Below are 14,231 nucleotides of genomic sequence, written 5' to 3' on the forward strand. Positions count from 1 at the left end.
GGTTACACATCTGGTCTTCGCATTCCGATGCATGGTTCCATTGAGAAGGCTTGCCAACGCTCATCATAACATTTACCTAGATGTAGTGAATTATTTAGGAATAGGAAACCAATTATAGCCTAGGGGCATCAAATATGTGGCAGTGCCTCCTGTCTGCGATGCAGTGCTTCAAGAAAAGGGCAAGGGCGAATGCTGGAGAATAACTAGCAAGTTTTTTATACATAATCAATCAACACGGAGGAAGTAACTTGAAAGCACTTGTGAATGTAATAGACTATCCCGATCAGAATCGCGTTCGTGAATTGCTGGCAGAATGTATGTATCCTGATGATGACAAAATAAATCGACAGGTTGAGAGATACCGAACCGATCCTTCATTACAATTGTTTGGCCAATTCTATCAGGAAGAGTTGGTCGGGCTTATAGGGATATCCATCGTAAAAAATGGAGGGGCCGTCTTGCGCCATATTGCTGTGAAACAGCACCTTCGAGGTCAAGGAATTGGACAATTCATGATCAATGAATTCATGCAAAGCAGCAATATCGGCAAACTTGAGGCAGAAACGGATCGTGATGCAGTTGGATTCTATCAGAAAGCAGGCTTTGATATTACGAGTCTTGGAGAAAAATATCCGGGTGTGGAGCGGTTTTTGTGCATATTAACGTGAAGAGTACGGGGAACAGAAGAGAGGATGAGCACCGATGAGTTTTCACTTTCGGCAAATGACTCAAACACAGGCGGAAGAAATCGCATATAACTGGCATTATTCTGGAATATACTCATTTTACGACATTATGGCGGATGAGGACGATTTAAAAGAATTTCTCGATGCTGAACAGCGTGGTTGTACACATTATGTTGTGTTGCAAAATGAGGAACTTGTTGGATTTTATACGTTTCATATGACGTCAGCGGATACAGTTGATATCGGATTAGGAATGCGGCCTGATTTAACTGGACGAGGCATCGGAAACGATTTTATTCAGGCAGGACTTGACTATGCTCGAGAGAAGTATGCACCGCAGAAGTTCACATTGTCGGTGGCATCCTTTAACAAAAGAGCAATTAGGGTCTATGAACAAGCTGGCTTCAAGATTGTTGACACATTCGAGCAGGAGACGAACGGAGGAAGGCACGAATTTTACAAGATGTGCTTTGATACTATTCTGAGTTAATGCGACGGAGAGCGGAGTAATTCAGTTTTGTTAGATTAACAATTAAACATTTTAGCGGTACCCCCTCGTTGATATTCGATACGAAGAAAGTATTCGAATTTCAAGTTGGAGATATCTCAATCGGCAACGATAGTGGCATGGAGGATGCGGTTGATGAGATGAGGATTTCCCTATGGAAGAAGGGGATGAGCATACTGCCGCCAATACCATTGCTTATCTATATCATCTATTGAAAGATAGAATTGTAGCTGCACGTACAGGTCTTAAAAAGGTGGTTGAAAATCAATGGAACAGAAATTTATCTCTACTATAGTCATTGCATCTGAACATATCCAATTGAGTAGAACTAGAGAAGAAGATCTGGATTTCGTATTAACCGCTGAAAAAGATCCCGAGAACAGCAAGTATGTTATAGTATGGCCGCGGGAAAAGCATGTTGATACGATACAAAGCGATGATACCCTTCATTTCATCATACATACAAAGGATAGTCAGAAGGTCGGATATATCATATTGGCTGGTTTGCTAAACTCGCATCGCTCTGTTGAGCTGGTTCGGATCAATATTGTCGATAAGGGAAGAGGATACGGCAAAGAAGCAATCCGTTTGCTTACACATTTTGTGTTTGAAATAGTAAATGCCCACCGCCTATGGTTGGATGTGAAGGAGCATAATTTGCGAGCGAAGCATGTATATGAAAGCGCCGGATTTCAAGTAGAAGGAATGCTACGTGAATGTATACGGACGAAAGATGGCTATGAATCCTTGATTATAATGGGAATGTTAAAGCATGAATATGAATATCCATCGTGCCGCTCATTCAAGATCGAATATGAAGGGAAAAGAATTTAGTAAAAGGTATTTGTATGTATCATAATGAAATATTTAATTTCCCAACTACGACCCAGCCCTAGAGAACAATGATCTTGGAGAGCTGGGTTCTTTTATTTCTAACTTGGGTTAAATAGAAAGGTGATATATAGGATGATTCCGATTCAGGCAATGGCCGCAGAACAATTTCATTCCAATGATACACAAGGACTTATTCACCTGTCCGCATCTATCGGTTGGGATTATGATGAGCACGATATTCAGACGATCATGTCAGCTGGTACGGTATGGGGGCATCGCAATGATCAAGGCGAGATTATATCAAGTGCTGCAATCCTTCCTTATCGATCTGGATTATCTACAATCGGCATGGTTATCGTAGATAGTCGGTACAGAGGCTTAGGGTTAGGAAAAGCGGTTGTCCAAGCCTGTATGAATGCAGTCGGTCATAACGACACCATCATGCTGATTGCGACGGAAGAAGGGAAGCCGTTATATGAGGGCTTAGGTTATCATACGGTTACATATGTAAATAAGCTTGTGTGCACGAACTGCAATTCTTCTATTCTAATTGGCAACAAATCACAGTGTCGGGTGCTGCCTATGCAAGAGGAGCACTTCAACTTGGTTCGAGAGCTGGATCAAGCAGCAATCGGCGCGGATAGAGAGATATTCCTTGCTGCTCGAATGAAGCAGGCAAAACAAAGCGTGATCGTGCAGGATTCAGAAGGAAATCTGCTAGGATATGGATTAGCTGTAAAAGGGCCGAAATATGTTGTGTTAGGGCCGGTTATAGCGCTTCAGCAGAAAGCGGCTGCGGCCGTGATTCACTTCTTAGCCGAATCCAACCAGGGCAAGCTGCTTCGCATTGATGTGCCTGAGGAGCAGCCTGGGTTTATCCGACTGTTGGAGCAAGCTGGCTTTACGAGGGAGACTCATCCTCCAGTCATGATTCAGAATGCAGAGCAGTTGCCTGCGAGGAATAATACCTTGTACGGAATTGCAGCACAAATATTTGGATAGCAGTTGGAGAGCATCCTAGACGAATTAAGAAAATGAAAGTAGAGAGACCGCAATCATTGTTACATACTGAAGGAAACGAATAAGGAGGGCGGATTATGAGCGCTGCACAGTTTGCATTTACACGAATCGGGTACGTATATGTTCCGACATCAAGACTGGATGAATCTATCGCGTGGTATTCAAAAAACTTGGAATTTATGTTAATGAACAAATTTGAAGATCGAGGTTCATTCCTTGCGGTTATGCATCACCCGCATATGCATTCTATTGCCTTGCTGTTAATTGAAACGGAAGATGAACATAGACTAGAGATCAGCAGAAATGGGAGTCCATTTCCGATTATGGCACTTCAATGTCCGGACATTGAATATGCGCATTCTTATTTGAAAGAGAATGGAGTCGCGGTGCAGGAGCTTTATACATTGGGTGAAGGCGAAGCCAAATACTTTTATTTTCGAGACAATGAAGGAAATATGCTTGAAGCGGCATGGTCGAAATGGGATCCAGTGGATGAGGTTAAGGAAGGATATGCACCTTTCAGGAATCGAAGCATGATGTGAGTAAAAAATGAGCAAACTGCTTTCATTGCTTAATCGTTGAAGTAGTTTGCCTTGCGAGGTGTTGCATGAAAAAGATGATCTTTTCTGTGGCGGTTGTCTTGGTTGCATCCTTTGGATTTTACATCTATTCAGAACTAGAAGGCTTGCCTTGGAAACATGCAGAAGTTAAGCGGGAAGCAATCGAATACATGAAACAAAAGTATAATATGGATGCTGTTGCAGCAGGTAGCTTTTATAATTTCAAGTTTAAAGTGTATACTGCGAAGGTTTTTAACGTGATGGATCCGGACAAAGTGATCATTCATGTAGAAGACGAACGTGATTTTGATGAACAGGGTCTTTACGTGGGAAGGCGATTGCAGGATGATTACAGCCTTGTATATTGGTCTGAGCAGATTCGGCATGAACTGAAGCAGAGGTATCCTGATCTATTCCAACTTGAGGACATCGACACCATACAGGTTGAATACGCTTATTATGCCTTATCGCTTACAGAGGGAATTAGCAGCGAGAAGGATCAGTATGGGGTACGTATTCCCGTGAAGCCCAAGGATATCCCTGAATTGTCTATCCGATTAAAGACTGTCGATATAGGTGATCCTTTTTTGACTCAGCTGCGTGTGGTCATAAATGATATGGTGAAAACCTCTAACCCGATAGATGTGATCGTAAGAGCAGCCTCTACGGAAAAGACTCAGCAAAACGAGATGACTAAGACGGCAATTCTTCATATTGAGCATGATAAACTCAAGCAGCTTCATTCTATTGACGAATTGAAGAGGGAAATCAAAATTTGGTAATGAACTATTCCAATGTTATGACCTAGATTGATTAATTTGTAAATTTGCTCGAATTGCAGGAGGACCATAATGAAATGTAATGTGGACTGTATTCCAGCGACTGGATGAAGCTCATCCAAATGGGATGAAATGATAAATGGACTAAGAGGTTCAAAGGCTATGTGCCTGCAAGAAAGCTGTCCCTGTCATGACAAATATGACATGAGACAGCTCTTTTTTGTGGATAAGGTTGGAAAGTGCGAAAGTCATAGTAACGCTGTCATCGTCATACGTTAACAATGATATTTATGATGGAGTTACGATATACAGGGGTGCTGTATCAGTTTGGACATCAGGGGGGAAGGGGGGAACTGCGTGTCAAAGCAAGAAGACAAGGTGCTCGCAATCGGTTCTGGTTCATTTCTGCACACTTTGATCGAGGCCTGGTATGATGCTGGTTATCCCGCAATCACGGTATATGAAGCTGAGAAGATATTTGGGGAGCCCTACAATGCTAAACAGCAACCTGAACCGAATTGGAGAAGTCTGATTCGACCGTACCAATTTATTTTATATGTAGCTCAGCTTGATCATTTGCAAGAGCTCAGCGATATTCAAGATGCTTGTGTGGTTGAAGGGAAACAGCTAGTTCCGGCAGCAATTTACAGGGGAGCAGGATTAATAGGGCCGCTGTTGCAACCAGGTGAGGAAGTACGACCGGAAGCAGCATGGCGAAGTCTGCATCCGACAGTGTTTTTAGAAAATACCCAGGTACACAATATCTCGAACAGGGCACTTGCATTCCTTGCAAATCTGATTATCCATGAGTGGCATTTAGAAGCAACTGAGGGCGAAGAACCAGCCTGCAGAGATCAATGCTATATTTTCAATCCGGCGACATTAACAGGGAGCTGGCATTCTATACGTCAGCATTTTTTTGAACTTGCACAACGAATAAAGCCAGCAAGCCGCATACCTGATTTGAAACAAGTCATAGCTGCTAATGATGCTCTAGCAGATAAGAAATCTACTAATGGTTGGTATACGAGCTTCGAACGCTTGACTTCTTCGATTAACGGAGTTTTTCATGCATGGGAGGAAGCTGATCTGATTCAGCTTCCGTTGGCACAATGCTCGGTTCAGCCGGTTGATCCGTTATCAGAGGATGATGCGATTCTGCTGACCAAAATCGTGTGCAGCGGATTGACACATGAGGAGGCAAGGCGTGAATCTGGACTTGCAGGGCTGGAAGCTATTACGGAGCGACTGCTTCCCTTGCAATTCCCCACGTTGAGTTCGGATCAGCGTGCGAATGTCGGAATAGGAGCAGGCACTCATGCATCCGAAGCGGTTGGACGGGGATTAAGGGCAGTCTTAATGAAACAATTCGAAAAACGAATAGAACAAAGCCGAGTACACTCGAACCCTATTACTGTTACCAGAGTGGAACATGTACAAATAGAAGATGCCAGATGTCAATATGATATGCAAGCGCTTAGCTTATTAAGGGGTGAGCCTCTTATATTTGTAAGCGAGCCGCTGCTTGGATGCCCGGTGATGTGGGTATATTCGGACAATGTATGGTATGGCGGAACTGATGCCGAAATCACGCTGGCTCTTCGTCACACACTCCAGATGGCGTTGAACAAAAAGGAAGGCCTCGCTTCCGATCTATTTCTCGTGCAGAGTGAAGACAGAAAATGGGGGCATTCTCTTGTCATTCCTAGTATCCCTTATCCAACTCCGCTTGAACATTGGAATTCGATGATTCGGCACGTGTTGTTGCAAGCCGATGCTTGCATAGAGGTATATGATTTACATTGCAGTTCTTTCCTCGGTTCAGAGCCGTTCTTTATCTATGGGGCAGTGCGCAGAGAGGAGGAGTCTTCATGAGTGCAGTCCTTATCATTGGAAAAGGAACGCTTGCGGATATCGTGTATACCCGGCTGCAGGAACACAGCGAATGGACGGTAGCGCGAATAGGGAATATCAATGAAGATATGCCAAAGGCAAGTATCGCGATAGTGCTTCAAGAACAGGAAAACCTAGGCTTGCTGCTGGAAGTGAATGAGAAGGTGAAGCCGCTAGAAATTCCATGGTTTCCAGCCTATATATCTGAAGAGGAAGGAATCATAGGTCCGCTGACCCGATCTGATTCAGCAGGTTGCTTTCAATGCGCTGCCACAAGGTTATCGCTAGCAGGCAGCAGTCGCAGTCCGGGTAAAGATATGCTCATGATGCTCGTTTCTCCGGACTATATTCCACAGGATGCTCCTAGGATCGATACGGCAGCATATCGTTCTATGGCTTTACTTATAGAGGAAGAGACAGCGAACATATTGAATGGGAAAAAGGTATTCACAGAGGGGCACGTGTATATTATGAACCTTCGGAGCTTGGATACTTCGCTGCATTATATTTGTCCCAATGGTGCTTGCCCAGTGTGCGGATCGCTTCCAGATGATTCTCCAGAATCAGCATGGATTATGTTTAAGCCATCTTTTAAGGTAGGGAACAGCTTTCGATGTCGTTCCATGAACGATTTGCAGAAGGTTCTGTTCAACGATTATTTGGATCGTCGATCCGGAATATTTAATAAGGTAGAACTGTTTCTTTCCTCTATATTTGCGGATGCAGTCGTGAATCTCCCGCTAGGTTATTATGATGAGGTAACAGGAGGACGTTCCCACTCCTTTGCAAGTAGTCAGCTTACAGCTGTATTAGAGGGTTTAGAGCGGTATTGCGGCATCTCTCCGCGAAGCAAGCGTCCTGTTATATTCGACAGTTATAGCCGACTAAAGGAAGTTGCTCTGAACCCTACAACGGTGGGACTTCATGCGAAAGTGCAATATGAACAGGAATATTTTCCGTTTGTCCCATTTGATCCAGATAACTCCATTGAATGGGTATGGGGTTATTCGTTCTTGCAGGAGCGTCCGATTCTGGTTCCACATCTGCTAGCTTATTATAGCTTGGGTAATGAAGGGAGCTTCGTATATGAAACCTCTAATGGTTGTGCAGTAGGCGGTAGTCTGGAAGAGGCGATGCTGTACGGAATATTTGAAGTCGTCGAACGTGATTCCTTCTTAATGGCCTGGTATGCCAAGCTTCCATGTCCTAGGCTTGATCCATACACTTCTGGAGATCAGGAGCTACTGTTAATGATTCACCGGATCAAGGCAGTCTTAGGGTATGAAGTGCACTTATACAATACTACAACCGAGAATGGAATTCCGAGCATCTGGGCGATTGCAAAAGGGAAGCCTGAACACGAAGTTAGCTTGGTCTGTGCTGCAGGAGCTCATCTTGACCCTGTGCGAGCGGCGAAGAGTGCTGTGTATGAGCTTTCAGGGATGATCCTTATGGTAACAAATCGTTGGAAAGAACGCAGTTCCGAAGCTCATTCCATGTACAGAGATTCGTATGAAGTACTGCAAATGGAAGATCACGCCTTACTGTATTGCTTGCCAGAGGCAGCGGCAAGACTTCAATTTCTTATAGCTGATGAGGGTCGGCCTGTGCGTTCATTTGCTGATGAATTTCCTGCAATGGAATTGAACACCGACTTAACGGAGGATGTAAAGAGAGTTGTTGACATTTTCCGTCAGCTTCAGTTGGACGTCATTGTCGTCGATCAATCGTCCAGCGAGACACTCCGCAATGGCTTACATTGCGTAAAGGTGTTGATTCCGGGAATGCTCCCGATGACATTCGGTCATCATCTTCGCCGGCTAGAAGGGATAGATAGGGTGCTCGACGTACCAATGAAATTAGGATATGTCAATCGCAGGCTTGCGCCTGAGGAACTAAATCCTTATCCGCATCCATTTCCATAAATAGAGTCGTTACTCATACAAATGTGACCATGAATGCTCCCTAAATTTCTTAGGGCAGACGAGGCTAGAAATGTATTGAACACAGATGTAAAATAAAGATTACCCCGCAAACCCACGGTTGCTACCAAATCTACTAGGTTTGGTTGGGAGTTTCTAGGAATTCGTATCTTTATTCTTAACAAGGATTGTTCTCTCGTGTATGTGGGAGGGTGAAAGCATGTGTCCATTCATTTCATAATGAAGCAGGAAAAATATTATACAAAGAAGAAGGCGGCGTATCACATTGCATCCTATATTTCATAAGCTTACACAGCACGTAGCGTATGCAGGGAATCTGAAACGGGATATGCATCTTTTTTTGTCATCAAATGACTGTCATTACACTGCAGATCACAATATTGATGTTGGAACTGAGGCTAGAAGAATTGCACTTAGATATGGTTCAGATCCTGACCAAGCTGAAATTGCTGGCTGGCTGCACGATGTTAGTGCCGTGTTTCCGAATTCTGAACGAATTCATGCAGCAAGGCAGCTTGGCATTGAGATACTACCTGAAGAAGAGCAGTTCCCGATGATTATCCATCAAAAGCTATCCAAAGTGATGGCGCGGGACATATTTGGCATTACAGATAATGAAGTGCTGGATGCAGTAGGCTGTCATACAACGCTGCGAGCCAATGCGACTCAACTTGATCTTGTATTATTTGTAGCAGACAAAATTGCTTGGGATCAGCAAGGCACTCCTCCTTATCTTAAGGAACTGCATCATAATCTAAAAAAATCATTGGAACATGCAGCGTTCGCCTACATTCAATATTTATGGGAACGGAAGGATACATTAAAGGTTGTTCATCCTTGGCTTGCGGCTGCTTACGAACAATTAAACGAAAAGCTGAATCAGGAATGAAATCGTAATGTGGAGTGATTCTGAACGATCAGGGGGAGAAGTTGGAAGAGTCACTGTCCAAAAAAGGAGAGCAATGCATGAGCATGGTAACGCTGCATCAGGTCGAGTACGAGCAAAAATCTACGCTGCGCAATTTGCTGGAGCTGTATAAATATGATTTTAGTGAATTTGATCCAGAGGATGTCAATGAAAACGGTCTATATGAATATATGTATCTGGATCATTACTGGACGGAAGAAGGGAGATATCCGTTTTTCTTCCGTGTAGAGGGAAAGCTTGCGGGATTGGCGCTCATAAGAAAACTGGGAACAGATGAAGATAATTGTGCGGTTTATTCCATGGCAGAATTTTTCGTCATGAAAAAATATAGGCGTTCCGGTGTAGGCAGGTATGCGGCAACGGCTTTATTTGATCAGTTCCGAGGAAACTGGAAGGTCAGCCAAATGGAGGAGAACGTGCCTGCGCAGCATTTCTGGAGAAAGGTGATTGCAGCGTACACGAACGATAACTTTAAAGAGATTCGAGAAGAAGGCTGGGACGGTCCGATTCATAGCTTTTCCAATGTGCTTCGGTAGAAGAGAGGATTCGTCACGTAAGCAATTCAATATCACTCATGCGATCCTTAGAGGAAGGGAATAGAGGAGCATTCAAATGAAATAGCCCGCTTGACGAATGGCTGATACTCACACAAGCCATACGTCCTAGCGGGCTTTTTGTTAGATATTTTTTTAATGCTAGACTAGACTTGATTAGATCAATAGTCCGCCTCTTTCTTTATGCCGCGCAATGAGTACCTCACTGGTGACGGAAGTGATGCCTTCTATCTCCTGAAGTTTTTTCAGGCATTGCTCGGCATGCTCAGGATCGTCTAGCAGTGCATGCACATGCAGATGCGGTTTTCCGCTCATTTGATACACATTCGTAATTTCCTCGGCCATTCTAAGCTGTTCCACGACATGCTGCAGCTTCATCCAATCCACCTCGATATCGAAATACATCGACAAGGTTTTTCCTGCCTTTAACGGATTGACGACTATGGTGAAGCGGTCAATAATTCCATCCTCCATCAATTGATGAACTCGTTCGCGCACCGCCGCTCGGGTCAAGTTGACCATTCGTCCAAGCTCCGCATTGCTTAATCGTCCATTTTCGGATAACAACTGCAAAATCCGCGTGTCGATCTCGTCTAAATTCCGGAACTGCATTCGATCAGCCCTTTCGACTTGTACTAGTCCTGTTGAAACCATTATACCACATACAATGTAAAGTTAATGATGCAATCTATTGATCGAATGTAAAAAATGATGTATACATATGTATGTGGAAGAACATGGCGCGGAAGGGGAGAGGGAGTTGTCTTTACTAGCAGTAGAAATTTTGTTGATCTCCGTACTGGCTGGAATCGTGGGGGCAGTGCTTGGTTTAGGGGGTGGAATCATAGTAACGCCTGCCTTAACTTTGTTGTTCGGAGTGGATATTAAAACAGCGATCGGTGCGAGCATTATTTCGGTTATCGCAACTTCCAGCGGTGCGGCAATCGCCTATATCCGGGATCGGATTACGAACGTGCGAGTTGGCATGTTTCTGGAGGTTGCTACAACAGTAGGAGCGATAACCGGGGCATTTTTAGGCGGGATTATGGCGCCAACTGTGTTGTATATCATTTTCGGACTGCTGCTGCTTTATTCGGCGGGGACTATGCTTAAAAAGCGAAATGATGAGCTGCCGCAGGATGTAACTATGCATCCGGTTGCTGAAAAGCTGTGCTTGCAGGGCGAATATTACGATAAGGCCTTGAATCAAACGGTTGCGTATAAGGTGGATAATGTATATGGTGGATTTGGCGTCATGTATGGTGCAGGGGTCATATCAGGCCTGCTTGGCATCGGCAGCGGCAGTTTTAAAGTGATGGCGATGGACGTCTTCATGAAGCTCCCGCTCAAGGTATCCAGTGCGACGAGCAACTTCATGATGGGCGTTACGGGTGCAGCAAGTGCTGGAGTCTACTTATTCAGGGGAGATATCGATCCGGCAATTTCGGCTCCGGTGGCGTTGGGTGTCCTTGTGGGGGCAACGGCTGGTGCGAGAATGATGCAGAAGATGAAGAGCAAAACGATACGCAAATGGTTCATTCCGGTATTGGCATATGTGGCCATACAGATGATTGTACAGGGAGTGGGGGGATTCTATGAGTGAGCTGCAACGAGAAGGTAAGCTACAACAGGAAGAGAGACTGCTGCAGCGGAATAATAAATCGGAGGCAGTAGAGATTGTCGTTAGTAAGTGGCTCCGGGTCGGCGTACTGGCTAGTGCTGCGGTTATCCTTACCGGTTTGCTGTTATTCTTGATTTCTGGAGAGAGCGGTTATCCAGCGAATACGTTCCCAACAAGCCTGAATGGAATCTACGATGGTCTATTGTCTCTGAAATCATATGCGATTATCCTGACAGGACTGTTGATGCTCATTGCTACACCCGTGCTCCGCGTCTTTATCTCTATTTTTGTATTTATGCATGAACAAGATTATTTGTACGTTGGGATAACCCTGATCGTGTTTTTGATTTTAATCGCCAGTTTCTTCATTGGCAGTACAGGATGATGCGGAATATTTTTATGTTTACTGTTCACTCGCTCGAAGCAAGCTATTCACGACTAAAATAACAGAAGGGACGCGCCATTTCATCATTTTCTAAAATGGGTGCGTCCCTTTTCACATATCATTACATATTTTTCGATTTATTCTTCGTTGGAAGTACACGCTGTTCCATATTCTCATACATGTCAAGCAAGCGTGACAGCCAAGTAAATCTAGTTGACGACCAGTACACAATAAGAGCCGAAACAATACCAATGACAGCGCCTGCCGCAATATCCACCGGATAATGCACGCCAACCCATACACGTGATATCGCTACACAACCCGCCAACACGAGCCACACCCAGCCCGCTCTTTTGCGCATAAGCCAGAACGATACACATACGGAGAAAAATAAGATCGTATGATCGCTCGGAAAAGAATTATCGATTGCGTGGTTAATCAGCTTGCTCACCTGGGGCAGTACGGCGAACGGTTGATGATGCGAGTGGAGCATGCTGACTGCTTTCCCTATAATCTCTGCCAAAATGAAGGCAAATCCAGCTTGAAGAACCATCATGCGATTGGATGTTGTACGTGTGAACCAAAAAAGCAACATGCAAGCCGCTAACATATACAGCGTATATTCAGCTATGAATACGACAGACGGATTTAGAAATGAGAACTGCTTGCCTAAATCATTGATTCCCCGAAACATCTCAATATTAAGTTGTGATAATGACACGTATACTCTTCCTCCTTGCAACTTCGATAAAATGATAGATGTAGGATTCATCTAATATGCTTAGTATAGAGAGAGGGCTTTAATTGCTCCTTAATAAATTCTTAATATTAGATTAAAATCTTATCATAATTGGCGCACAGTCATCACGTGACAGATCATAAATGATGCAAATGAGTTAAGAATTCAAAATGAAAATGTTGAACAAATCGCAACTAAGGAGTGTTGGATAAATGAGGCGATTCAGAAGAAACGCAATCGTCATGCAGACTTTGTGTATCGTCATGATTCTTCTCCTGCTTCAAGGCTGCAAATCCAAGTCTGAGCCCATGTATTTGGAAACAAAGAATTTGAATCGGGATGAACGCGAGATTGTACAGTTGATTAACAAACGAATGGAGTATTTGCATGATGGAAATGAGAAGGAATATATGAAGTTGTTTGCACCAAATAGTCCGATAATAGGCATGCCGACCTATCAATTGAAAACGGTGAAGCTGCATGCTCCAATTCATATTCAGGAACAGAAAAAGGCATATCAAGTTCTTCTCTTAGCTGATGATATGTTGAATGACGATGATTTTATCACGTCACAGTATGTATTTATTAAAGGGAAAGATTCGGATTCGAAATGGCTAATCTATGATATCGATTAACTCTTTATAGGCACGCGAAAAAGACTTTTCTGAGAAAAAGCAATTGGTGCAGGGGATGAGGAGCAGGAGACTAGAGGCTGTTTTGTATAAGAATGATGGTAAAATGATTCTACACAGGGTGTTCATATCAATGGGGGAAAGGCAGGAAAACGATGAGCACAATCACTGTACTTCACTATGATGCATTCTCTACGATTCCACATAAGGGAAATCCAGCTGGCATTGTACTCGATGCAGATGGATTAAGCGAACAAGATATGCAGCGAACCGCGAAACAGGTCGGATTTAATGAAACGACATTCATTCTTCATTCGGATCAAGCAGATGTTAGATTGCGATATTTTACGCCTGGCCAAGAAATGAATTTATGCGGCCATGCTACCATTGCTTCGCTGTACTTTTTGCATTCGAAAGGATTTTTCGGAGAGAAGACACACATTAACATAGAGACGAAAGCAGGTATATTACCGATCGAATTCACGCTTCATGAAGGGCAATTATTCATTAAAATGAAGCAAAACAGCTCGGAATTTATTCCGTTTCAAGGCAATATCGCCCGATTAGCGGAAGCAATTGGACTGCAGGCGGAAGATATCGACATGACCACACCTATTGTCTATGGGAGTACAGGCGTATGGACTTTGCTCGTACCGATCAAGAGTCTTGAAAAGTGTAAGACCATGAAACCCATGAATGCAATGTTCCCAAGTATAATGACTGAGTTCCCGTGTGCGTCTGTGCATCCATTCTGTATGGAGACTTATCATTCAGAATCGTTTATGCACGGCAGACACTTCTCCTCTCCATATTCGGGTATGGAAGAAGATCCTGTAACAGGCACGGCTTCTGGCGTTATGGGGGCCTACTATTTACAATACATGCGAACCGATCAGGACGCTGCTGATTTCTACATTGAGCAAGGACAAGAAATCGATCGAGATGGCAGAGTGAAAGTTCGAGCTATGAGAAATGAGGATCGGATAGAGGTCTTTATTGAAGGAACAGCGGTATTCGTTCAGAAAATTGAGGTTGAACATGAACCTTCTACCTTTATTGATAATTGAAGTGTATAATAGTGGAATGTGATAGAACGCAACAAGACCCCACGTAACCCGACTGAAAACTCGCTTTTTTGGTCGGGTTCTG

The 14,231-nt window shown here is 43.8% G+C and carries 17 protein-coding genes; 15 read left to right on the top strand and 2 right to left on the bottom strand.

Features of this window, described 5'->3' with window-relative positions; genetic code table 11:
- Positions 1–248: 248 nt before the first annotated feature.
- From ACQ5BJ_RS00170 to ACQ5BJ_RS00220, 11 genes are all read left to right on the top strand, one after another.
- Positions 249–668, top strand: a complete 420-nt coding sequence (locus ACQ5BJ_RS00170; RefSeq protein WP_005549772.1) for a GNAT family N-acetyltransferase — start codon at positions 249–251, stop codon at positions 666–668.
- A gap of 34 nt (positions 669–702) precedes the next feature.
- Positions 703–1,176 carry a GNAT family N-acetyltransferase gene (locus ACQ5BJ_RS00175; RefSeq protein ID WP_005549770.1) on the top strand — a complete coding sequence of 158 codons (474 nt, stop codon included), beginning with the start codon at positions 703–705 and terminating at the stop codon, positions 1,174–1,176.
- Positions 1,177–1,348: 172 nt separating this feature from the next.
- Positions 1,349–1,489 carry a hypothetical protein gene (locus ACQ5BJ_RS00180; RefSeq protein WP_268619851.1) on the top strand — a complete coding sequence of 47 codons (141 nt, stop codon included), beginning with the start codon at positions 1,349–1,351 and terminating at the stop codon, positions 1,487–1,489.
- Positions 1,462–2,028, top strand: coding sequence for a GNAT family N-acetyltransferase (locus ACQ5BJ_RS00185; RefSeq protein ID WP_430107731.1), 567 nt, complete (start codon positions 1,462–1,464; stop codon positions 2,026–2,028). The genes ACQ5BJ_RS00180 and ACQ5BJ_RS00185 overlap by 28 nt, the downstream gene beginning before the upstream one ends.
- Positions 2,029–2,160: 132 nt before the next feature.
- Positions 2,161–3,030, top strand: coding sequence for a GNAT family N-acetyltransferase (locus tag ACQ5BJ_RS00190; protein WP_430107734.1), 870 nt, complete (start codon positions 2,161–2,163; stop codon positions 3,028–3,030).
- A 95-nt stretch (positions 3,031–3,125) separates the two neighbouring features.
- On the top strand, positions 3,126–3,590 hold the full coding sequence (locus ACQ5BJ_RS00195) for a VOC family protein (protein WP_268619848.1): 465 nt from the start codon (positions 3,126–3,128) through the stop codon (positions 3,588–3,590).
- A 65-nt stretch (positions 3,591–3,655) separates the two neighbouring features.
- Positions 3,656–4,390: a hypothetical protein gene (locus ACQ5BJ_RS00200; RefSeq protein ID WP_005549762.1), complete on the top strand. Its 735-nt coding sequence runs from the start codon at positions 3,656–3,658 to the stop codon at positions 4,388–4,390.
- Positions 4,391–4,744: 354 nt separating this feature from the next.
- On the top strand, positions 4,745–6,262 hold the full coding sequence (locus ACQ5BJ_RS00205; RefSeq protein ID WP_268619847.1) for a hypothetical protein: 1,518 nt from the start codon (positions 4,745–4,747) through the stop codon (positions 6,260–6,262).
- Positions 6,259–8,205, top strand: coding sequence for a TOMM precursor leader peptide-binding protein (locus ACQ5BJ_RS00210; RefSeq protein ID WP_430107738.1), 1,947 nt, complete (start codon positions 6,259–6,261; stop codon positions 8,203–8,205). Before ACQ5BJ_RS00205 ends, ACQ5BJ_RS00210 begins: the two co-directional genes overlap by 4 nt.
- A 283-nt stretch (positions 8,206–8,488) precedes the next feature.
- On the top strand, positions 8,489–9,112 hold the full coding sequence (gene yqeK / locus ACQ5BJ_RS00215; RefSeq protein WP_430107740.1) for a bis(5'-nucleosyl)-tetraphosphatase (symmetrical) YqeK: 624 nt from the start codon (positions 8,489–8,491) through the stop codon (positions 9,110–9,112).
- Between the two features lie 77 nt (positions 9,113–9,189).
- On the top strand, positions 9,190–9,687 hold the full coding sequence (locus tag ACQ5BJ_RS00220; protein WP_430107743.1) for a GNAT family N-acetyltransferase: 498 nt from the start codon (positions 9,190–9,192) through the stop codon (positions 9,685–9,687).
- A 174-nt stretch (positions 9,688–9,861) separates the two neighbouring features.
- Here the strand turns inward: ACQ5BJ_RS00220 and ACQ5BJ_RS00225 are convergent, their stop codons facing one another.
- Positions 9,862–10,317, bottom strand: coding sequence for an Lrp/AsnC family transcriptional regulator (locus tag ACQ5BJ_RS00225; RefSeq protein ID WP_005549754.1), 456 nt, complete (start codon positions 10,315–10,317; stop codon positions 9,862–9,864).
- 109 nt (positions 10,318–10,426) lie between these two features.
- Here ACQ5BJ_RS00225 and ACQ5BJ_RS00230 point away from each other — a divergent pair, with 109 nt between their 5' ends.
- The gene (locus ACQ5BJ_RS00230; RefSeq protein ID WP_430107747.1) at positions 10,427–11,308 is read left to right on the top strand and encodes a sulfite exporter TauE/SafE family protein; all 882 of its coding nucleotides are present in this window, start codon (positions 10,427–10,429) and stop codon (positions 11,306–11,308) included.
- 37 nt (positions 11,309–11,345) lie between these two features.
- Complete coding sequence (locus tag ACQ5BJ_RS00235; protein ID WP_412070980.1) at positions 11,346–11,711, top strand: DUF1634 domain-containing protein; 366 nt, start codon at positions 11,346–11,348, stop codon at positions 11,709–11,711.
- Between the two features lie 121 nt (positions 11,712–11,832).
- Here the strand turns inward: ACQ5BJ_RS00235 and ACQ5BJ_RS00240 are convergent, their stop codons facing one another.
- Entirely contained in the window at positions 11,833–12,432 is a 600-nt protein-coding gene (locus tag ACQ5BJ_RS00240) for an undecaprenyl-diphosphatase (protein ID WP_430107750.1), read from the bottom strand.
- Between the two features lie 230 nt (positions 12,433–12,662).
- Between ACQ5BJ_RS00240 and ACQ5BJ_RS00245 the strand changes: the two genes are divergently transcribed.
- Positions 12,663–13,085, top strand: a complete 423-nt coding sequence (locus tag ACQ5BJ_RS00245) for a hypothetical protein (RefSeq protein ID WP_005549747.1) — start codon at positions 12,663–12,665, stop codon at positions 13,083–13,085.
- Positions 13,086–13,237: 152 nt separating this feature from the next.
- Positions 13,238–14,149, top strand: a complete 912-nt coding sequence (locus ACQ5BJ_RS00250; protein ID WP_430107753.1) for a PhzF family phenazine biosynthesis isomerase — start codon at positions 13,238–13,240, stop codon at positions 14,147–14,149.
- The last annotated feature ends 82 nt before the right edge of the window (positions 14,150–14,231 follow it).

Source organism: Paenibacillus sp. B1-35 (assembly GCF_050474385.1).
Taxonomy (GTDB): domain Bacteria; phylum Bacillota; class Bacilli; order Paenibacillales; family Paenibacillaceae; genus Paenibacillus_B; species Paenibacillus_B alvei.